Annotated in this window: 19 protein-coding genes; 9 read left to right on the forward strand and 10 right to left on the reverse strand. The window is 66.8% G+C overall.

What is annotated here, in order from left to right; translation table 11 throughout:
- Positions 1–6 precede the first annotated feature (6 nt).
- On the forward strand, positions 7–1,185 hold the full coding sequence (locus tag ACQR07_RS33625; protein ID WP_434906341.1) for an SbmA/BacA-like family transporter: 1,179 nt from the start codon (positions 7–9) through the stop codon (positions 1,183–1,185).
- Here ACQR07_RS33625 and ACQR07_RS33630 read toward each other — a convergent pair.
- The 3 genes from ACQR07_RS33630 to ACQR07_RS33640 are packed head-to-tail and all read right to left on the reverse strand — an operon-like array spanning position 1,145 to position 4,465.
- Positions 1,145–2,083 carry a 1-phosphofructokinase family hexose kinase gene (locus ACQR07_RS33630; protein ID WP_434906342.1) on the reverse strand — a complete coding sequence of 313 codons (939 nt, stop codon included), beginning with the start codon at positions 2,081–2,083 and terminating at the stop codon, positions 1,145–1,147. The genes ACQR07_RS33625 and ACQR07_RS33630 overlap by 41 nt on opposite strands.
- A 6-nt stretch (positions 2,084–2,089) precedes the next feature.
- Entirely contained in the window at positions 2,090–3,070 is a 981-nt protein-coding gene (gene glk / locus ACQR07_RS33635) for a glucokinase (RefSeq protein ID WP_434906343.1), read from the reverse strand.
- Between the two features lie 3 nt (positions 3,071–3,073).
- A complete protein-coding gene (locus ACQR07_RS33640) occupies positions 3,074–4,465 on the reverse strand; it encodes a GH1 family beta-glucosidase (RefSeq protein WP_434906344.1) in 1,392 nt (463 codons plus the stop codon).
- 144 nt (positions 4,466–4,609) lie between these two features.
- Between ACQR07_RS33640 and ACQR07_RS33645 the strand changes: the two genes are divergently transcribed.
- Genes ACQR07_RS33645 through ACQR07_RS33665 form a run of 5 tightly spaced genes read left to right on the forward strand, consistent with a single transcriptional unit; the run spans position 4,610 to position 10,017 of the window.
- Positions 4,610–5,560: an ABC transporter permease gene (locus ACQR07_RS33645; RefSeq protein ID WP_434906345.1), complete on the forward strand. Its 951-nt coding sequence runs from the start codon at positions 4,610–4,612 to the stop codon at positions 5,558–5,560.
- 8 nt (positions 5,561–5,568) lie between these two features.
- Entirely contained in the window at positions 5,569–6,435 is an 867-nt protein-coding gene (locus ACQR07_RS33650; RefSeq protein ID WP_434906346.1) for an ABC transporter permease, read from the forward strand.
- Positions 6,432–7,442, forward strand: coding sequence for an ABC transporter ATP-binding protein (locus ACQR07_RS33655; RefSeq protein WP_434906347.1), 1,011 nt, complete (start codon positions 6,432–6,434; stop codon positions 7,440–7,442). Before ACQR07_RS33650 ends, ACQR07_RS33655 begins: the two co-directional genes overlap by 4 nt.
- Positions 7,439–8,479 carry an ABC transporter ATP-binding protein gene (locus ACQR07_RS33660; RefSeq protein ID WP_434906348.1) on the forward strand — a complete coding sequence of 347 codons (1,041 nt, stop codon included), beginning with the start codon at positions 7,439–7,441 and terminating at the stop codon, positions 8,477–8,479. The genes ACQR07_RS33655 and ACQR07_RS33660 overlap by 4 nt, the downstream gene beginning before the upstream one ends.
- 47 nt (positions 8,480–8,526) lie before the next feature.
- Positions 8,527–10,017 (forward strand): ABC transporter substrate-binding protein, encoded by a 1,491-nt coding sequence (locus ACQR07_RS33665; protein ID WP_434906349.1) that lies wholly within the window; start codon positions 8,527–8,529, stop codon positions 10,015–10,017.
- 285 nt (positions 10,018–10,302) lie between these two features.
- Here the strand turns inward: ACQR07_RS33665 and ACQR07_RS33670 are convergent, their stop codons facing one another.
- A complete protein-coding gene (locus ACQR07_RS33670) occupies positions 10,303–10,464 on the reverse strand; it encodes a hypothetical protein (protein ID WP_009025659.1) in 162 nt (53 codons plus the stop codon).
- A gap of 239 nt (positions 10,465–10,703) precedes the next feature.
- Here ACQR07_RS33670 and ACQR07_RS33675 point away from each other — a divergent pair, with 239 nt between their 5' ends.
- Together ACQR07_RS33675 and ACQR07_RS33680 are read left to right on the forward strand one after the other, a co-directional pair.
- The gene (locus tag ACQR07_RS33675) at positions 10,704–10,904 is read left to right on the forward strand and encodes an FAD-dependent oxidoreductase (protein WP_434906350.1); all 201 of its coding nucleotides are present in this window, start codon (positions 10,704–10,706) and stop codon (positions 10,902–10,904) included.
- Positions 10,905–10,979: 75 nt separating this feature from the next.
- The gene (locus ACQR07_RS33680; protein WP_434906351.1) at positions 10,980–11,147 is read left to right on the forward strand and encodes a hypothetical protein; all 168 of its coding nucleotides are present in this window, start codon (positions 10,980–10,982) and stop codon (positions 11,145–11,147) included.
- Between the two features lie 18 nt (positions 11,148–11,165).
- On the opposite strand, the gene ACQR07_RS33685 is transcribed toward ACQR07_RS33680, so the two are convergent.
- From ACQR07_RS33685 to ACQR07_RS33710, 6 genes are read right to left on the reverse strand one after another with little or no spacing between them, the layout of a single operon-like run.
- Positions 11,166–12,008 carry an ABC transporter permease gene (locus tag ACQR07_RS33685; protein WP_434906381.1) on the reverse strand — a complete coding sequence of 281 codons (843 nt, stop codon included), beginning with the start codon at positions 12,006–12,008 and terminating at the stop codon, positions 11,166–11,168.
- An 11-nt stretch (positions 12,009–12,019) separates the two neighbouring features.
- Positions 12,020–12,949, reverse strand: a complete 930-nt coding sequence (locus tag ACQR07_RS33690; protein WP_434906352.1) for an ABC transporter permease — start codon at positions 12,947–12,949, stop codon at positions 12,020–12,022.
- Positions 12,949–13,941, reverse strand: coding sequence for an ABC transporter ATP-binding protein (locus ACQR07_RS33695; RefSeq protein WP_434906353.1), 993 nt, complete (start codon positions 13,939–13,941; stop codon positions 12,949–12,951). The genes ACQR07_RS33690 and ACQR07_RS33695 overlap by 1 nt, the downstream gene beginning before the upstream one ends.
- A complete protein-coding gene (locus ACQR07_RS33700; RefSeq protein WP_434906354.1) occupies positions 13,938–14,912 on the reverse strand; it encodes an ABC transporter ATP-binding protein in 975 nt (324 codons plus the stop codon). Before ACQR07_RS33700 ends, ACQR07_RS33695 begins: the two co-directional genes overlap by 4 nt.
- A gap of 4 nt (positions 14,913–14,916) precedes the next feature.
- Positions 14,917–16,554: an ABC transporter substrate-binding protein gene (locus tag ACQR07_RS33705; RefSeq protein WP_434906355.1), complete on the reverse strand. Its 1,638-nt coding sequence runs from the start codon at positions 16,552–16,554 to the stop codon at positions 14,917–14,919.
- Between the two features lie 41 nt (positions 16,555–16,595).
- Positions 16,596–17,417, reverse strand: coding sequence for a sugar phosphate isomerase/epimerase family protein (locus tag ACQR07_RS33710; protein ID WP_434906356.1), 822 nt, complete (start codon positions 17,415–17,417; stop codon positions 16,596–16,598).
- A 184-nt stretch (positions 17,418–17,601) separates the two neighbouring features.
- Between ACQR07_RS33710 and ACQR07_RS33715 the strand changes: the two genes are divergently transcribed.
- Positions 17,602–18,765: a hypothetical protein gene (locus ACQR07_RS33715; protein WP_434906357.1), complete on the forward strand. Its 1,164-nt coding sequence runs from the start codon at positions 17,602–17,604 to the stop codon at positions 18,763–18,765.
- The last annotated feature ends 227 nt before the right edge of the window (positions 18,766–18,992 follow it).

Below are 18,992 nucleotides of genomic sequence, written 5' to 3' on the forward strand. Positions count from 1 at the left end.
ATTCATATGAGCAAGGTTCCACAGCCGTTTGCAGCGCCGGACGACCTCCGCACGGCTGGTCTGCCCGAGGACGACAACGAGGATGGCGATCTGCAATGGTCGCGGTTCTGGCTGACGGCGCGGAATTTCTGGTGCGGCTGGAAAGCCTGGCGGGTCTGGCTGCTCTGCGCCGTGCTGGTCGGCATCGTCGTGCTGCAGCTCTACGTGCAGTTCCGCTTCAACACCTGGAACCGGGATTTCTTCAATGCGCTGGAGGGGCGTGATCCGGCGCGGCTGCGCCAGCAGGCCACGCTGCTGGTGCCGCTGTGCGCGGCGAGCGTCGTGCTCGCGATCGCCTCGGTGTGGGGCCGCATGGCGATGCAGCGCAACTGGCGGCAATGGCTGGCGGCCAAGGTGATCGACTATTGGATCGAGAACGACCGCTACGCGCGGCTTGCCACCGTGCAAGGCGACCAGAAGATTCCGGAGTATCGCATCGCCGAGGATGTCCGCATCGCCACCGATGCGCCGGTCGACTTCGCCGTTAACGTGGTCTCGTCGCTGCTGACCGCGGTGATCTTCCTGCAGGTGCTGTGGCAGGTCGGCGGCCCGATCGGGTTTGCCGTCGGCGGCTTTCAGCTGTGGATTCCCGGCTATCTCGTCGTCAGCGTGGTCGCGTATTCCGGGCTCGTCACCGGCGCGATGCTGTGGGTCGGCGCGCCGCTGACGCATGTCATCCAGGTCAAGAACCAGGCGGAGTCGGAGCTGATCACGGCGGCGCATCGGCTGCGCGATATCGGCGAGGGGGTGACGCCGAAGGACGACAAGCGCGGGGTGATCGCCGTGCTGTGGCAGGCGCTCGACCGCACCATCCGGCAATGGCGGCGGCTGTGCTGGCGGCTGATGCGCATGACCCTGGTGTCGCATACCAACTCGCTGGTGGCGCCGATCATCGGCCTGGTGCTGTGCGCGCCGAAATTCCTCGACGGCCAGATGACGCTCGGCGAGCTGACCCAGGCGGCCGCTGCGTTCACCTTGGTGCAAGGCTCGTTCAACTGGCTGGTCGACAACTACAGCCGCGTCGCAGACTGGATGTCGTCGCTGGAGCGGGTCGGCGGCCTGCTGCTGTCGCTCGACCGGCTCAACGGCGATGCGCCGGTCGACGTCACGTCGACTCCAGCCGCACGTCAGCCAGCAGACGGCTGACATCGACGGGATCGCAGAGCGCGGTGCCCGTGCGCAGCAGTGCGGCCGCACCGGCTGCGACCGCAAATCGGAACGCATCGTCCAGGCGCTCGCCTGCAGCCAGCTTGGCGATCAGCGCGCCGAGAAAGCTGTCGCCGGCGCCGACCGCGGTGACCGGCACCATCGTCAGCGGCTTGGCCCGCAGCACGCGATCGCTGGTCACCAGGAGCGCGCCGAGATGTCCCATGGTCAACGCGACCGTTGCGACCCGTCCGGTCGCGACCAGTTTGCGGGCCGCCGTTTCCCACGCAGCGGCGTCGGGCAGATCGCCGCCGACGAGGTCGCGCATCTCGTGCAGCGACGGCTTGATCAGGTCGACGCCGTGCTCCACCGCGGCCGCGAGTGCCGGGCCCGATGTATCGAGCACGAACTGCGCACCGCGCGCCCGCGCGATCGCGGCAAGGCGGGCGTAGTAGTCGGCCGGCACACCCTGTGGCAGGCTGCCGCTGCCGACGACGAACCGCGGAAACGGTTCGAGGCCGGCGAGCAGCGCGAGCCCCGCCTGCCACTCGGCCTCGGTCAGCGTCGGTCCCGGCAGGATGAAGCGGTAGGGCTGCCCGGTGGCGCGCTCCTGGACGAAGAAGTCCTCGCGGGTATCCTCGGCCGTGGTCCAGGTGCGGCTCCTAACCCCCTCGGCTTCGACGAGCTGCTTCAGCAGCATGCCGGTCGAACCACCGACGGGATAGAGCGCGGTGACGTCGCCGCCGAGCCGGGTGATGACGCGCGCGACATTGATGCCGCCACCACCGGGATCGCGGTGTTGCGTGGTGCCGCGCAGTTTCGTCACCGGCACGATTCTCTCCACGACCGTCGAGACGTCGACGGCCGGGTTGGGCGTGATCGTGACGATGTCGCTCATCTCAGGTCAATTCGTGGGAGAGCCGCCGTTCGCGGTGATGCCGGACTCATGGAACGACTTGAGGCCGAGGAAGCTGATGTCCGGCTTGGTGACGAGATGCACGGGGATCGGGCGCAGATAGCTGTCATAGCGGCCCTTGCTCTCGAATTGCCGGCGGAAGTCGGACTTCGCGAAATAATCAGGAAAGCGCGGCGGTATGCCGCCGGCGATGTAGACGCCGCCGCGGGCGCAGAAGGTCAGCGTGAGATTGCCGGCGACGGCGCCGAGCCAGGCGCAGAACATGTCGAGCGTCGCCCCGCTGGTCGCGCAGCTGCCGTCGAGCGCGGCGTGGGTGATGGCCGCGGCATCGCGCGGCGGCACGGTGACGCCATCGACCGCCGCGATCGCGTGGTAGACGTTCTCGATGCCCATGCCTGAAAGCGCCCGCTCGATCGACACGTGGCCGAAGCGCTCGCGCATCTTGGCCAGCACCGCCGCCTCGCGCGCGGTGGTCGCCGGCAAGGTGGCATGGCCGGCCTCGGTGACGGCCACCGTCGGCCGGCCGTCGCCTGGGAGAAAGCAGGCGGCGCCGAAGCCGGTGCCCGGGCCGATCACCAGCATCGGCGCGCCGCTGACCGCCGCGCTGCCGCCGAGCGGAAACAGGTCATCCGGATGCAGCGCCGGCAGCGACCAGCCGACCGCTTCGAAATCGTTCAGCAGCTTGGCGGAGCGCAGATCGAACCGGGCAGCCAGCTCGGCGCCGTCGATGACCCAGGTCGAGTTGGTCAGCATGCCGCGGTTGCGTTCGACCGGTCCGGCGATGTCGAGCACCGCGGCGACCGGCGGGCCGCCCGCTTCATGCGTGGCCAGGAACGCCGTGATCGCGTCCGCGATCGTCGGGAAGTCCGCGACCTTCAGGTGCGCGACGTCGCCGATCTTGCCGCCGTCGAGCAGCGCGAAGCGCGCATTGGTGCCGCCGATGTCTCCCAGAAGAACGCGCTCGCTCATTCCTCAGCCGCTTTCCGTCAATCTGTGCGGCTCGCCGGCGTTCGCCAGGGCGCGCCGCGCCGCGATCATCTCCGCATACCATCGCGCCGATGCCTTGGGAATGCGGCGCTGCGTGGCGTGGTCGACATAGACAATGCCGAAGCGCTGCGAATAGCCCGCCCCCCATTCAAAATTATCCAAGAGCGACCAGACGAAATAGCCGCGGACGTCAGCGCCGGCGGCGATCGCCTGTTCCATCGCCGCCGTAAAGGCCTTGAGATAGCCGATCCTTACGTCGTCCTGGATCACGCCGGCAGGATCGATCACGTCGTTGGCGGCGGTGCCGTTTTCCAGCACATAGATCGGCAGCCGGAACCGGCTGGCGATATCGATCAGCGTGTCGCGGAACGCCTCGGGTACGACCGGCCAGCCGATCGCGCTGCGCGGCACGGCCTCGGGTGCGGGGCCGAAGCTGGCGCCGATCAGGTTGTTGTCGGCCTTGACGTAGTGCGGCGAGTAGTGATTGAGCCCGAACCAATCGACGGGCCGCGCGATCTCGGCCATGTCACCCGGCGCGACATAGGGCGCCATCGCCGCGTGCAGCTCGGGCGGATAGCTGGCAAAGGCCTGCGGGAACGGAAAGGCATCGTTCCAATAGGCTGCGAGCCGCAGTGCGGCGGCAGCATCTTCCGGGCTGCTGGTCACCGGATAGCAGGGCTGGCGGTTGTGGATCGCGCCGATCGAGGCACCGGCCACCTCCTTGCGCAGCACGTCAACGGCGCGGCCATGGCTGAGATTGACGTGATGAATGGCCTTGTGCAGTGCCGCCGCATCGGCGATCCCCGGCGCATGCCAGCCGAGGCCATAGCCGAACAGCGTGAACACGCAGGGCTCGTTGAAGGTGGCGAAGCGCTTGACGCGGTCACCATAGCGCCGCGCCACCAGCGTGACATAGTCGGCGAACCAGCCGGCGATGTCGCGGTTCGGCCAGCCGCCGAGATCCTGCAGCGCCTGCGGCAGGTCCCAATGGTAGAGGCAGAGCCAGGGCTCTATCTCTGCGGCCAATAGCGCATCGATCAGGCGATCGTAGAAGGCGAGGCCAGCCTCGTTGGCGGCGCCGCGGCCCTGCGGCAGCACGCGCGGCCAGGCGACCGAAAAACGGTAGGCATTCAGGCCGAGCTCGCGCATCAGCGCGACGTCCTCGGCGTAACGGTGATAGTGGTCACAGGCGACCTCCGCCGTGTCGCCATGGCTTGCCCGCCCGGGCGTCCGCAGAAACACGTCCCAGATGCTGTCGGCGCGGCCCTCGAGATGCGCGGCGCCTTCGATCTGGAAAGCGGAGGTGGAGGCGCCCCAGACGAAGCGCGGAGGAATGGTCATGGCGGAATGGGCCTGCGCGGCTGCGAACGCGGCCATGATGCAGGTCGCGCGGTCTCTCCCGTTGACCGGGATCAAGCCGGCGGCCCGCGCCGGGCAGGGCGATCATGCAGGCGACGGGGCTTGCATCCAGAGCGAAAGCTGTGGAACGTGCCGCCGCCGAAACCTGGAGCCCCGGCGCGAATGAGCGTGTTTCTGCTGCGGCGATGCCTGACCCTGCTGGCCACCCTGGTCGGCGCGTCGCTGATCATTTTCCTGGTGCTCGACGCGCTGCCGGGCAACGCCGCGCAGATGCTGATGGGCGCCGATGCCTCGCCGGATGCGGTCAGGGCGCTGACCGTCAAGCTTGGGCTCGATCAGCCGCTGGCGGTGCGCTACGTGCAGTGGCTCGGCGGCCTCGCCACCGGCCAACTCGGCAACAGCTACGCCTATGGCACGCCGGTCGCCGAGCTGATCCGTGAGCGGCTGGCGATGACCATTCCGCTCGCGATCATGGCCATGGTACTGACCACGGTGTTGGCGCTGGCGGCCGGCATCTACACCGCGGCCAACCACAACCGCCTCGGCGATGTCGGCGTGATGTCGCTGACCCAAATCGGCATCGCGCTGCCGAACTTCTGGTTCGCGATCCTGCTGATCCTGCTGTTTGCGGTGAAGCTGCAATGGCTGTCGGCCGGCGGCTTCCCCGGCTGGGAGGACGGCATCTGGCCCGGGCTGCGGTCGCTGCTGCTGCCGGCGGTGGCGCTGGCCGTGGTGCAGGCCGCGATCCTGGCGCGGGTGACACGCTCGGCGGTGCTCGACGTGCTGCGCGAGGATTTCGTGCGCACCGCGCGCGCCAAGGGGCTGACCAGGCGCGAGGTGCTGTGGCGGCACGTGCTGCGCAATGCGATGATCCCGGTGCTGACCGTGATGGGCCTGCAATTCGCCAATCTGTTGGCCGGCACCATCGTGATCGAGAACGTGTTCTATCTGCCGGGCCTCGGGCGGCTGATCTTCCAGTCGATCGCCAACCGCGATCTCATCGTCGTCCGCAACTGCGTGATGCTGCTGGCCGCGATGGTCATCATCGTCAACTTCGTGGTCGACGTGCTCTATGCTGTCATCGATCCGCGCATCAAGGTGCACGAGCTGTGAGTGCGTCGGTGATCGTTCAAGCCGCGCCTGCGCCGTTGCCGAACGCGTTCTGGCGCCGCGCGCTGCGTCATCGCAGCTTCACGGTCGGTGCGCTGCTCTGCCTCGTCGTGCTCGGCGCTGCATTGCTGTCGCTGGTGTGGACGCCTTGGTCGGCCTATGAGATCGACGTCGCCTCCAAGCTGCGGCCGCCGTCGGCGGCGCATTGGCTCGGCACCGACGTGCTCGGCCGCGACATCGTCTCGCTGCTCCTGGTCGGCGCGCGTGCGACGATCATGGTCGGCATCATCGCGGTCGGCATCGGCCTCACCTGCGGCGTCTGTCTCGGCCTGGTCGCGGCCGCGCGGCGCGGCTGGACGGAAGAGCTGATCATGCGCTTCAGCGATTTCACCTTCGCGTTCCCGGCGGTGCTGTCAGCGATCATGCTGGCCGCGGTGATCGGCCCGGGCATGGTGACCTCGATCACCGCGATCGGCATCTTCCAGATCCCGGTGTTCGTCCGCGTCACCCGCGGCTCGGCCGGCGCGATCTGGGCGCGGGAGTTCATCCTCGCCGCCCGCGCCGCCGGCAAGGGCCGCTTCCGCATCACCATCGAGCACGTGTTGCCGAACATCCTGTCGATCCTGATCGTGCAGGCGACGATCCAGTTCGCGCTGGCGATCCTGGCCGAGGCGGCGCTGTCCTATCTCGGTTTGGGCACGCAGCCACCGCAGCCGTCCTGGGGACGGATGCTGAATGACGCGCAGACGCTGCTGTTCCAGTCGCCGAGTCTGGCGGTCTATCCCGGCGCCGCGATCGCGCTCGCCGTGCTCGGCCTCAATCTGCTCGGCGACGGTCTGCGCGACCTGCTCGATCCGCGCCTGGCGAGGCAGCGATGAGCGCAGGCGAACAGGCTTTGCTCGACGTCTCCGGTCTCGGCATCCGGCTCAACACCAGCCGCGGCCCGGCGCAGGCCGTGCGCGAGGTATCGTTCACATTGAGGCGTGGCGAGACGCTCGGCATCGTCGGCGAATCCGGCTGCGGCAAGTCGATCACGGCACTGGCCTTGCTGGGGTTGCTGCCCGAGGGCGCGGTCGTCAGCGGCAGCATCAGGCTCGACGGCCGTGAACTGGTCGGACTTGATGACGCTGACTACTGCAAGCTGCGCGGCAACCGCATCAGCATGATTTTTCAGGAGCCGATGACCGCGCTCAACCCGATGCACACGATCGGGCATCAGGTCGCCGAGCCGCTGCTGCGCCACACCGGCTGCTCGGCCGCCGACGCGAAACGCCAGGCCATCGCGCTGCTCGACCGCGTCGGTCTGCCCGATGCCGCCAGGCGCTTCGACGCCTATCCGCATCAGTTTTCCGGCGGCCAGCGCCAGCGGGTCACCATCGCGATGGCGCTCGCCTGCAAGCCTGACGTGTTGATCGCCGACGAGCCGACCACCGCGCTCGACGTCACCATCCAGCGCCAGATCCTCGATCTCATTGCCGACCTCGTCGCCGAGCGCGGCATGGCGATGATCCTGATCTCGCACGACCTCGGCGTCATCGCCGAGAACGTCCAGCGCATGATCGTGATGTATGGCGGCACGATCGCCGAAAGCGGCACGACCGATGCGGTGTTCTCGCGCATGGGCCATCCCTACACCCAGGGTCTGTTCAGGGCGCGGCCGCGGCTCGGCGCGCGCAAGGGTACGCGCCTTTCGACCATCGCCGGCACCGTGCCGGAACTGGCCGATCTGCCGGCCGGCTGTCCGTTTGCCGATCGCTGCGGCTTGGTGATCGACGCCTGCCGCGCGGCGCTGCCGCCGTTGATCGAGATCGGCGCCGGGCACGGTGTCCGCTGTATCCGGACCGATGTCGCGCTCGCGTGCGATCCGGCGGGAGTGGTCGCGTGAGCGCCGCCGTGCAGGACGTTGAAGCGCCGCCGCTGCTCGAGGTCCGCGATCTCGTGCAGCGCTACAAGTTGCCGCGCGAGAGCCTGCTGCGGCCGGCGGGGCAGGTGCTCGCGCTCAACGGCGTGTCGCTGTCGCTGATGCCGGGCAAGAGCCTCGGCATCGTCGGCGAGTCCGGCTCCGGCAAGTCGACGCTGGCGCGGCTGATCATGGCGCTGGAGCGGCCGTCGTCGGGATCGGTGCTGATGTCCGGGCGCGATCTCGATCGTCTGTCTGCGGATGAGCTGCGGCGCGCGCGCCGTGATTTCCAGATGGTGTTCCAGGATCCCTATGGCTCGCTCGATCCGCGTCAGACCATCGCGCGCATCGTCGCCGAGCCGCTGACCGCGCTGGAGCATCCGGATCGCGAATCGTTGCGGACGAAGGTCGCCGGCGTCCTGCGACAGGTCGGATTGCGCGACGCCGACATGGACAAATATCCGCACGAGTTCTCCGGCGGCCAGCGCCAGCGCATCGCGATTGCGCGGGCGCTGATCACCCAGCCGAAGCTGATCGTCGCCGACGAGCCGGTCTCGGCGCTCGACGTCTCCGTGCAAGCGCAGGTGCTCAACCTGATGCAGGACCTGCAGGAGCAGTTCGGCCTCAGCTACGTCCTGATCAGCCATGATCTCGCCGTTGTCGACTATCTCTGCGATGAGGTCGCGGTGATGTATCTCGGCCGCATCGTCGAGCTGGGGCGCCCTGAGGACCTGTTCGGCCAATGCGCGCATCCCTATACGCGCGCCTTGCTCGACGCCGTGCCTCGCGCGCAGGCTGGCGCTACCAAGCGCCGGCGCGCGGACGTTGCGATCGCGTCGCAATCCCTGGGGGCGGCGGGATGCGCCTATGCGCCGCGCTGCCCGCTCGCCGATTCGCATTGCCGCGAGACGGCGCCGGCATTGCGGGCGCTCTCCGAGCGACATTCGGCTGCCTGCCACAAGGCAGACAGCGTGATGACACTGCCTGCGCCGGCGGCCGTGGAACATCCGCCTCTTGTCTAACAGCCGTTTTGACGCCTAAGTTGGTTCCGTCCGGGAGAAACAAAACAATGTTGAAAAAGCTATCCATCATCGCATTGACCGCGCTCGTCGCGGCCACGGCCGCGCCGGCTTGGGCGCAGAGCAAGAAGGACAGTGTCGTCGTCGGCATGACCCTGGAGCCAACGGGGCTCGATCCGACCAGCGCGGCTGCGGCTGCGATTGCTGAGGTCACGCTCTACAACGTCTATGAGACGCTGACCAAGATCAACGAGGACGGCTCGGTGTCGCCGCTGCTGGCCACCAGCTGGCAGGCGTCGTCGGACCTGAAGAGCTACACCTTCAAGCTCGCCAAAGGCGTCAAATTCCAGAACGGCGAGGCCTTCGATTCCGCTGCCGTCAAGTTCTCGTTCGAGCGCGCCGGCGCCGCCAACAGCACCAACAAGGACAAGGCGCTGTTCCAGGCGATGGAGGCCGTCAACGCCGCCGACGCGGAGACCATCGAGCTCAAGCTGAAAAACCCCGAGCCGAACCTGCCGTTCCTGCTCGGACAGGCGACCGCATCGATCGTCGAGCCGAAGAGCGCGCCGACCAATGCGACTCAGCCGGTCGGCACCGGACCGTATACGCTCGGCGCCTGGGCCAAGGGCTCGTCGCTGACCTTGAACAAATGGCCCGAGTATCGCAACGCCGCGTCCGTCAAGCTGTCGAAGGTGACCATCCGCTTCATCTCCGATACGGCGGCACAGGTGGCAGCCCTCCTGTCTGGCGATGTCGAAGCGTTCCCGCGCGGTACCTCGGCGCGCACGATCGCCCAGTTCAAGTCGGATCCGCGCTTCACTGTGCTGATCGGCGGCTCCAAGGCGAAGACCATCGTCACCATCAACAACAAGAAGAAGCCGCTCGACGACGTCCGCGTCCGCCGCGCCATTCTCGCGGCGATCGATCGCAAGGCGATGGTCGAGGGCGCCGTCGACGGGCTCGGCACGCCGATCGGCAGTTTCTACACCCCGGGCTCGCTCGGCTATGTCGACACCACCGACATCAACCCCTACGATCCTGAGAAGGCGAAGAAGCTGCTGGCGGAAGCCGGCGTCACCACGCCGCTGCAGCTGTCACTGCGGCTGCCGCCGCCGGGCTATGCACGGCAGGGTGGCGAGGTGCTCGCGGCGCAACTCGCCAAGGTCGGCATCGTCGCCAAGATCGAGAACCTGGAATGGGCGGCGTGGCTGTCGCAGGTGTTCAACGGCCCGCATGATTTCGACCTCACGATCGTCTCGCATGTCGAGCCGTTCGACCTCGTCAAGTTCACCGAGCCGAACTACTACTTCGGTTATCAGTCCGAGGCGTTCAACAAGCTGTACCAGAAGATCGTCGACACGCCGAACGAGGCGGATCGCGCCAAGCTGCTCGGCGACGCCCAGCGCATGCTGGCCACAGATGCCGCCGCCGGCTTCCTGTTCCAGCCGCAATGGATCACGGTGATCAACAAGAAGCTCAAGGGCGTCTGGAAGGACGTGCCGCAGTTCGAGAACGATTTCGCGAGCTGGAGCTGGGAGTGAGTGACGTAACGCAGCGTGCGGCTCGGACGTGACACTGCGCAATACATGCCCTCTCCCCTTGTGGGAGAGGGCATGTGCGGCCTCTCCTCATATGCGGTTGGGTGAGGGGTATCTCTCCGCGAGTGGCGCTCGTTGAGAGAAACCCCTCACCCAACCGCGTTTGCCGCTCTGTCCTACATGCCCTCTCCCACAGGGGGAGAGGGCGCAATAACTGCCACTGCGCTGTCTGGTCGAAACTCAGTGCCTGAGCCCAGTGGCCCGATATGCCCTACGAGTCTCGCCTAATCAGTTCGGCCATTCGATCGGCGTGAAGCGCAGTTGCCGGCGCCGCATCTCGGCCTGCAGCTCCTGGGCATATTGCTTGGCGCGCTCGCCGATCAGCCGGTAGGGTCCCCCGATCCGGCTGTCAGCGGCCACCTGCTTGCGAACACTTTCGTAGTACGCCATCAAGCTTTCATCAGTGGAATTTACAAATCGCATCAACGCGCCCTCGCAATAGATCCCCCTTGCTGCCAAGTTTGCACGACTTTTTCGCCATGGCAGCGACATAGGTTAAAATCCATCGCCACAAAGGGTTCCATTTGTGTTCCGCTGCAGGCGCGGGTTTATGCCGAGTGTTGCTGCAGGAACGCATCGGCCGCGCAGTGTCTTGTTCCCTTGAGAGGGCGAACCAGGCGAGGGCGGCGATGCGCACGGAAATTCTCGTCATTGGCGGCGGGCCGGCAGGCCTGATGGCCGCGATCTATCTGGCGCGGTTCCGGCGCCAGGTGATCATCATCGATAGTGGCGCATCGCGAGCGGCGGTCGGGTGTCACGCCTCTCACTCGCTGCCGACGAGGTATGCGGAACCTCATGCTTGCGACGTCGAAACCTCGATCACAACCTGAAATCGTGCTATCGTGTGCTGGAGCCGCTGCTGTTGATTTGTCGGACCATGACATATGGACAGGAAATCCGCATGTATGACCGCCGCCGCGAGCTGTCGCGAGGAGGCCGAGCACGATCCGGCGCGGCGCGATCTTTGGCTGCAGCAGGCGTCGAAATGGATGGCGCTCGCCGGCGAGCATGCCGAGCATGCCTTGATCGTCTGTGAGCACATGCCGACGGTGCGCCGGGATGTCCGCGGCTGACCAGGATGACTGCCGGGGTCACTGCAACGTCGGATCGAGCCGGTCACGCAGCCAGTCGCCGATCACGGACACCGCGAGCGTCGTCACCACGATCGTGACCGCCGGTGCCAGCATGATCCAGGGCGCGCGCGTGAGATATTCGCGGCCATAGCCGACCATGTTGCCGAGGCTGGTCATCGGCGGCTGCACGCCGAGGCCCAGGAATGAAAGACCGGATTCCAGCAGGATGACTTCTGGAAAAACCAGCGTCATCGATACGATCAAGGTGGAGGCGATGTTCGGCAGGATATGTCTGAGATAGACGCGCTGCGGCGTCGCGCCGAGCTGGCGGACTGCCGCCGCGTAGCCTTGTGCATTGGCTGATATGGCGAGCCCCCGCGCGATGCGTGCATAGCGTTCCCAGCCGAACAATCCCATCAGCCCGATCAGCAGCGGCAGCGAGTTTCCGAAGAAGGCGAGCACCGCGAGCGCCAGGATCAGGAACGGCATGCTGGCCTGGAAATCCGCGAGCATCAGCACGAACTGCTCGACGACGCCGCGGAAATGCGCGGCGAGAAAGCCGAGCGTGGTGCCTGCGATCGCCGAGATCGCAGTGGCGCCGAACGCGATCAAGAGCGAGATGCGGATCGAGACGATCAGGCGCGACAGCACGTCACGGCCGAGCTCGTCGGTGCCGAGCCAATGCGCGGGGTTGCCCGGCAAGGACAGGCGATTGCGCAGGTCGAACTTGGTGAAGCCGTAAGGCGCGAGTTGATCGGCGAAGGTGGCGACGGCCAACATTGCCACGACCCAGCCGATCGCGATAGTGACGGAAACGGGAATGTTCGGCCAGCGCAGCCGCCTTGCGGCCGGCGCCTTCATCGCAACGTCGGTCATGCCGCCGCTCCCTTGCTGCGCAGTCGTGGATCGAGCAGGCCATAGAGGAAATCGACGATCAGGTTCGAGGTCACCATCGTCATGGCCACCAGCAACAGGATGCATTGAACGACGGCGAGGTCGCGGTTGGCCACGGCGACGACCAAGAGCCGTCCGACGCCGGGCCAGGAGAACACGCTTTCGACCACGACCGCGCCGGCGATCAGGCTGCCGACCATGAAGCCGAGGATGGTGACGGTCGGGATCGCGGCGTTCGGCAGCGCGTGATCGGTGATGACCCGGCGCCATGGCACGCCCTTGGCCGATGCGGTTCGGATGTAGGGCTGGCCAAGGATCTCCAGCATGGCACTGCGCGTGAAACGCGCGAGCACCGCGGCACCGCCGAAGCCGAGCGTCACGATCGGCAGGATCGCGTGCCGCCAGGAGTCCTGACCGCCCGACGGCAGCCAGCCGAGCTGCACGGCGAAGATCAGCACCAGCAGCAGCGCCAGCACGAAGCTCGGCACCGTGAAGCCGGCGACAGCCGTGATCATCACGGCGCGGTCGATCGCCGATCCCCGATGGAGCGCGGCGTAGATGCCGGCGGGAAGGCCGAGCAGCACCTTGAGGAGGAATGCTGGAATGGTCAGCGCCAAGGTCGCCGGGATGCGTTCGATGACGAGCTCGATCGCGGGGCGTCCGTCGCGCATCGAGCGTCCGAGCTCGCCCTGGCCGATCGCCTTGAAGTAGTCGAGATACTGCACCCAGATCGGATGATCGAGCCCCCACGCCTTGCGGAACGCGGCGATGACCTCGGGAGGCGCTTCCGGTCCCATGATCATCAGCGCCGGATCGCCGGAGAGGCGCAGCACGATGAAGGCGAAGGTGACGACGAGCGCGATGGTCAGCAAAGCGCGCGACAGGCGGATGGCGAAGAAGCGCAGCATCACGCGGCGTCCTGGTTCTGCGCCGGCGCGCCCGTCACGAGATGGCAGGCGACCCGGCGCTGCGGATCGAGCGCGGTCAGCGCGGGGACCTCGACCTTGCAGCGCGCGGTCACATGGCGGCAGCGCGGATGGAAGGCGCAGCCGGAAGGGCGCGCGGCCGGATTGGGCGGATCGCCGGCCAGTACGATGCGACCCGTGCTGCGGCGGCCCGGGGCAGGCGAGGCCGACACCAGCGCCTGCGTGTAGGGATGCTGTGGCCTCGCGAACAGATCGTCGGCATCGCCATGCTCGACGATGCGGCCGAGATACATCACGGCGACCTTGCTGCTGATCTGTCTGATCACGCGCAGATCATGGCTGATGAACAGCATGGTCAGTCCGAGACGGGCCTGCAGATCGACCAGCAGGTTCACCACCTGCGCCTGGATCGAGACGTCGAGCGCGCTGACCGGCTCGTCGCAGACCAGGAAGTCCGGCTTCGTCGCGAGCGCGCGCGCCAGCACGATGCGCTGGCGCTGGCCGCCGGACAGCGCGCCGGGATAGCGGCGGCCGTGGCCGTCGTTGAGATCGACCGATTGCAGCAACTCGTGCACGCGGGCATCGCGCTCGGCCATGGTGCCGATGTTGTGGATGTCGAGCGGCTCGCGGATCTGCTCAGCAACCGCGAGCCTGCGGTCGAGCGCGCCGAGCGGGTCCTGAAAGATCATCTGCATGTGGGCGCGCTGGGCGCGCCACGCCGCCGTGCCCGGTGCCGCGATCGGCGCGCCCTCGAAGCGCACCTGGCCCTGATCAGGCGGCTCCAATCCGAGCACCATGCGTCCGGTGGTCGATTTTCCGGAGCCGGACTCGCCGACGATCCCGAGCGTCTCGCCTTTGGCAATCGAGAAGCTCAGGCCGTCGACAGCGTGGACGGAGGTGGGGCGTCCGAACAGACCGGAGCGCATCCGGTAGGTGCGCGAGATCCTGTCGACCTCGACCAGTGGCGCTGTCATTCGGCGGCGAGCTCCACGGGAAGTCGCTGCGGCCGCAGGCAGGCGACGGCGCGATCCTGCTCGAACGGCGCCAACGGCGGCACACCGGCGTGACAGCCCTCGCCGGCGAACGTGCAGCGCGGCGCGAAGGCGCAGCCGCTCGGCAGCGCGCGGGGATCGGGCACCGTTCCGGGAATCGCCTGCAGCCTGCGCCTGACACCATCGAGCGGCGGCAGCGCGCCGATCAGGCCCTGCGCATAGGGATGCCAGGGATCATCGAACAGCCGTGATGCGGGCGCGCGCTCGACGATGCGGCCGGCATACATCACGCAGACGCGGTCGCAATTTTCGGCGACGACGCCGAGATCGTGGCTGATCAGCACCATCGCCATGTTGAACTCGCGCCGCACCGCCGCCAGCAGGTCGAGGATCTGCGCCTGGATGGTGGCGTCGAGCGCAGTAGTCGGCTCGTCCGCGATCAGGAGATCGGGCTGGCCGGCCAGCGCCATCGCGATCATGATGCGCTGGACCTGGCCGCCGGAGAACTCGTGCGGATAGGCCGACAGTCGCCTGACAGAATCGGGAATGCCGACGAGATCGAGCAGCCTGAGCGCCGCGGCCCGCGCGGCCTCGCCGCGCAGGCCGCGATGCAGCGCGAGGCACTCGCAGAGCTGGCGGCGGATCGTCAGCACCGGGTTGAGCGCGCTGGCGGGATCCTGGAAGATCATCGCGATGCGCCGGCCGCGGACCTGGTCGAGCACTTTGCCGTCGGCGCCGATCAACTCGCGGCCTTCGAGCCTGGCCGAGCCGGACACCTTCGCCTTGGCCGGCAGCAGGCCAAGCGCCGCGAGCCAGGTCACCGACTTGCCGGATCCGGACTCGCCGACGAGGCCCACGGCCTCGCCCTTGCCGATGTCGAGATCGATGCCATGCAGCACGTGTGTGCCGTCGAAGGCGACCTTCAGGCCGGAGATGCTGACCAGCGGCGCCACGGCATCAGACTCCGTAGTTGCCGGTGCGGAAGTCCATCGCGAAGGCCGGCGAGGCCTTCCACTTGATCGACTTCGGCTTGGCGGTGAACGTCGCGTTCTGGTGCAGCACCGTGTAGGCGGGGTCCTCGCGCTCGGCGATCTCCAGCATGCGGCCGAACGCCTTCTTGCGTGCCGCGCGATCGGTCGAGGTCTCCAGGAACTCGGAGAGCTTGTTCAACTCGGTATTCGTCCATTCGCCGATCTGCTGCTGCTGACCGTTCGGGCCGTGCTGGGCGACGATCGAGGACACCGGATCGTTGAAGGCGGCGGAGTTGGACCAGTCGCGCACCGCGCGGGTCGGCGCACGCTCCATGATCTGGGACCAGTTTTCCTTGGTCTCGATCTGCACGTTGAGGCCGACCGCCTGCCACATCTCGACCAGCACCTGCGCGGTCGCGACCTGGTTGGTGTAGTAGTTGTTGAGCAGCCGGTAGGGGATCGGATCGCCCTTGTAGCCGGCCTGCTTGAGCAGATCCTGTGCCAGCTTCGGATCGAACGCCGGCACGCTCCAGTCGGCGATGAACATGTCGCCGTAGAACTCCCATTGCAGGCCCTTCGGCACGCGGGTACGGCCGGCCCACAGGCTGTCGACGATCGCCTGGCGGTCGATCGCATGGGTGAAGGCGCGGCGCACCAGCGGATTGGCGAGCTGCGGATGGTTCTTGTCGAACACGGTGAGGCGGTGATTGAGGATGGTGCCGCCCTGCACTTCGAACGCCGCGTTCTTCTCGATGCCGGCGATCTGGTCCGGCGGGATGTCGCAGGCGAACTGGTATTCGCCAGACAGCAGTCCGTTGATGCGGCTCGCGACCTCCGGCACTTCGAGGAAGCGGATGCGCTTCAGCGGCGGGCGGCCGCCCCAATATTCGTCATGCGCTTCGAGCGTCAGCGACACGTCGGGCTTGAACTCGACGATCTTGTAGGGGCCGGTGGTGATCGGCTTGCGCGCCCAGTCGAGATAGCTCGCAGCCTCTTCCCAGCCGCGCCGGCTCATGATGTCGGAGCCGTAGCGCATCAGGCGGCCTTCGATGGTCACGTCGGGCGTCGCGTTGACGAAGCGCACGGTGTATTTGTCGACCGCGTCGACGCGGACGAGATCCGGCCACATCCGACGGGCGACGCCGATCACGTCCGGCGGCAGCTCCTTGCCCGGGCGTGGGCTCGGGATCTTCTCGAACGCCTTGATGGTGGTGCGGCTCTTGGCCTCGCTGTCGTCGAACATGCGCTCGCGGCTGAACGAGAACACGACGTCCTCGGAGGTCATCTCGTCGCCATTGTGGAACTTGACGCCCTGGCGCAGCTTCAGCTCGACAGTCTGGTCGTCGATGCGTCTCCACTCGGTGGCGAGGCCCGGGACGGCTTCGAGATTGCCGCGGAAGTTCTTCGAGATCAGACTTTCCCACAGCGACGAGTAGAACACGCGCTCGCCGACATTGGACTGCTCGCGCAGCACGTCGAGCACGTTCGAGTTGCTCACCTTCTGCACGGCGATCGTGACGGAGGGGCGGTTATCGGCTTGCGCGATCGAGACGCGCGGCAGGATGAAGCTGCCGCCGATTGCGGCGCCGGCGCCGAGCAGGCCGCGGCGGGTGAGCTTGGTCATGGCAATCTCTCTTGAGGTTGTCGACGAGGAAAAGTGACGGCCTATTCGGCGAGGCCGAGCGAGGCGAGATGGGCGGCGCCGGCCTTGACGTGATCGTGGTTGCGCAGCTCGAGGATCAGGCGCGGATTGGAATTGAGCCGCGCCAGCGCGCGGAACACGGCGATCCAGTGGATGTTGCCTTCGCCGGGCGCCCAGTGGCGGTCGGCGTAACCATCGGTGTCCTGCAGATGGACATGCGTCAGCATGTCGCCGGCGGCGTCGACATAGTAGTCGACCGGCGGCGCGCCGGTGGAATGATGCGCGTAGTTGGCATGACCGGTGTCGAGCGACACGCGCATTTTGCTGCTGCCCAGCGTCTTCGCGAGGCTGACGCGGTCCTGCGGATCCTTGTCCTCGATGTTCTCGATCACGATCTCGCAATTGGCCCGTTCGGCTGCAGCGATGACATCGGTCAGCGTCGCGCGCACGCGCTCGGTCAGCGCCTCGCGATTGTCCGGCAGCATGTCGATGTTGTTGTAGTCCCAGGTCGTGTAGGGCGAGTGGATCACCATCTGCGTGGCACCGAGGAACTCGGCGACTTCGAGCCCTTGCAACAGCCGCTTGGTGACGGCGCGGCGGATCATGGGATCGTGGCTGGCGATGGTGAAGCCCCAGAACGGGCCGTGGATGCCGAGCCGGCCGTTATGGCCCGACAGCATCGACTTGATTTCCCTGGCCGTGCTGCGCCAGTCGCTGTCGAGCAGGTCGGCGCGGAAGAAGTCCTGGATCTCGAGATCCCGCTGGCGCTCGAGCAGCCAGTCGGTGTGAGCCGGAATCGATTTGACGGAGAGGGCGGCACCGAGGACGGGCAGCGTGGCGGACATGGCGAGATCCCTTGGTTGAGACCTCGAGAGCGCTAGCGGAGTTCAATGACGTCCCCATGAAGGGGCTGTGGATGGCGACCGCGACATGTTTGTCGAGCAGGCCTTTGCGTCCCGCTGGCGTTCTATTCCTAGGGTAGACGGTCCCCTCTGGTCTCTACTTGACGTAGCCGCGGGAATTGCAACAATGCGGCCGAAATGGGGGCGGGTGATGATGGCGCGGCGTGCGATCCTTGCGGTGATGGCTTTGATCTGTGCGCTGATGTGCGCGTCGGTCGCGCCGGCGCATGCGAAGGGACCCTACGGCACGATCTCCGTCGCCGGCTGGTCGGGCGGCGCCTACACCGACGACAACACCGGCAAGTTCTCGAGCTGCATCGCGTCGGCCAGCTACAAGAGCGGCATCAATTTCGGCGTGCTCGCGCTGCCGACCTACAATTGGGCGCTCGCTTTCATCCATCCGAGCTGGTCGCTGTCGCAGGGACAGAAGTTTCCCATCGTGCTCAGCTTCGACGGCCGCCAATCCTACAACGTCGAGGGCTCGGTCTGGTCGGCCAACATGGTGGTCGTGCCGATGCCGAACGATTCCAGCCTGATCAAGGCGTTCAGGGCGGCGCGCACGATGTCGGCGTTCGCGCAGGGCAATCTGTTCCAGTTCGATCTCAACGGCACGTCGGTGCTGATGCCATCACTGGCCAATTGCGTGCGCATGATCAATACCGGCGGGCTGGCTGCTGCCACGAACTTCACGGCGCAGCCCGGTGCCGCCGCAGCACAGCGTCCGGGCGCGCCGGCCGCGGCCGCACCCGCTGCGACAGCGAGCGTGCAGCCCGCCCGTGCCGCAGAAGATTCTCCCGAGCTGCAGCTGGAAGCGATGCAGATCGCCTCCAATTTCATTCTCAAGGCGTCGCTGCAGCATCCCGCCATCCTGGGCGGCGGCGAGCGGCCGGTGTGGCTGACGGCGGGCGGCGTCGCGTGGAAGGCGGACAACGCGACCGGCTTCGTGCGGATCGTGCCGCCGCAGCGCAATGTCGATGGCCTCGAAGTCGCCGCCACGATCATCGGCAACGACGCGCGCGACTGCAAGGGCAAGTTCATCTCGGCGCGCAACAGCGAGCTGGTCGATAGCGCCGTCGTGTTCCGCGGCATGTCCTCCTGCGAGGACAGCGAGAAATCCGATGTGGCCGAATACTTCATCTTCCCGCGCAAGGCCGGCGGCTTCGTCCTGTTCTCAGTGATCACGCCGACCAAGCCGGTCGGCGGCGGCGGAGGCGGTGGCCAGCCGCTGCAGACGCACGAGGAGGCCAACGCCAACTTCCGCAAGGCGGCGTTCACGTCGATCGGCAAGTAAGGCGTCCAACGCTGCTCACGCGATCCTTTGGCGACAGCTCTTTGGTATGTCGTGTCTCTGCTACGTCATGGCCGGCTTGTCCCGCCTGCAGCCGCTTTGGCGCGGCTAAGCCCCGGCCGTCCACCTCTTGAAGCACGGCCGAACAACGTGAATGCCCGGGACAAGCCCGGGCATGACGATAACCCAGTGGGGCTTGCACGCCGTCAATGATTTGTCGCCAAGCAGCG

The sequence above is a fragment of the Bradyrhizobium sp. HKCCYLS20291 genome, assembly GCF_051167715.1.
GTDB lineage: Bacteria > Pseudomonadota > Alphaproteobacteria > Rhizobiales > Xanthobacteraceae > Bradyrhizobium.

Bases quoted from the DNA above. Each gene is read 5' to 3' on its own strand.
- ACQR07_RS33715 (WP_434906357.1), top strand. From the start codon at position 17,602: ATGCGGCCGAAATGGGGGCGGGTGATGATGGCGCGGCGTGCGATCCTT.
- glk (WP_434906343.1), bottom strand. From the start codon at position 3,070: ATGAGCGAGCGCGTTCTTCTGGGAGACATCGGCGGCACCAATGCGCGC.
- ACQR07_RS33685 (WP_434906381.1), bottom strand. From the start codon at position 12,008: ATGAAGGCGCCGGCCGCAAGGCGGCTGCGCTGGCCGAACATTCCCGTT.
- ACQR07_RS33645 (WP_434906345.1), top strand. From the start codon at position 4,610: ATGAGCGTGTTTCTGCTGCGGCGATGCCTGACCCTGCTGGCCACCCTG.
- ACQR07_RS33680 (WP_434906351.1), top strand. From the start codon at position 10,980: ATGACCGCCGCCGCGAGCTGTCGCGAGGAGGCCGAGCACGATCCGGCG.
- ACQR07_RS33640 (WP_434906344.1), bottom strand. From the start codon at position 4,465: ATGGCCGCGTTCGCAGCCGCGCAGGCCCATTCCGCCATGACCATTCCT.
- ACQR07_RS33665 (WP_434906349.1), top strand. From the start codon at position 8,527: ATGTTGAAAAAGCTATCCATCATCGCATTGACCGCGCTCGTCGCGGCC.
- ACQR07_RS33670 (WP_009025659.1), bottom strand. From the start codon at position 10,464: ATGGCGTACTACGAAAGTGTTCGCAAGCAGGTGGCCGCTGACAGCCGG.
- ACQR07_RS33630 (WP_434906342.1), bottom strand. From the start codon at position 2,083: ATGAGCGACATCGTCACGATCACGCCCAACCCGGCCGTCGACGTCTCG.
- ACQR07_RS33695 (WP_434906353.1), bottom strand. From the start codon at position 13,941: ATGACAGCGCCACTGGTCGAGGTCGACAGGATCTCGCGCACCTACCGG.
- ACQR07_RS33705 (WP_434906355.1), bottom strand. From the start codon at position 16,554: ATGACCAAGCTCACCCGCCGCGGCCTGCTCGGCGCCGGCGCCGCAATC.
- ACQR07_RS33710 (WP_434906356.1), bottom strand. From the start codon at position 17,417: ATGTCCGCCACGCTGCCCGTCCTCGGTGCCGCCCTCTCCGTCAAATCG.
- ACQR07_RS33690 (WP_434906352.1), bottom strand. From the start codon at position 12,949: ATGCTGCGCTTCTTCGCCATCCGCCTGTCGCGCGCTTTGCTGACCATC.
- ACQR07_RS33675 (WP_434906350.1), top strand. From the start codon at position 10,704: ATGCGCACGGAAATTCTCGTCATTGGCGGCGGGCCGGCAGGCCTGATG.
- ACQR07_RS33625 (WP_434906341.1), top strand. From the start codon at position 7: ATGAGCAAGGTTCCACAGCCGTTTGCAGCGCCGGACGACCTCCGCACG.
- ACQR07_RS33655 (WP_434906347.1), top strand. From the start codon at position 6,432: ATGAGCGCAGGCGAACAGGCTTTGCTCGACGTCTCCGGTCTCGGCATC.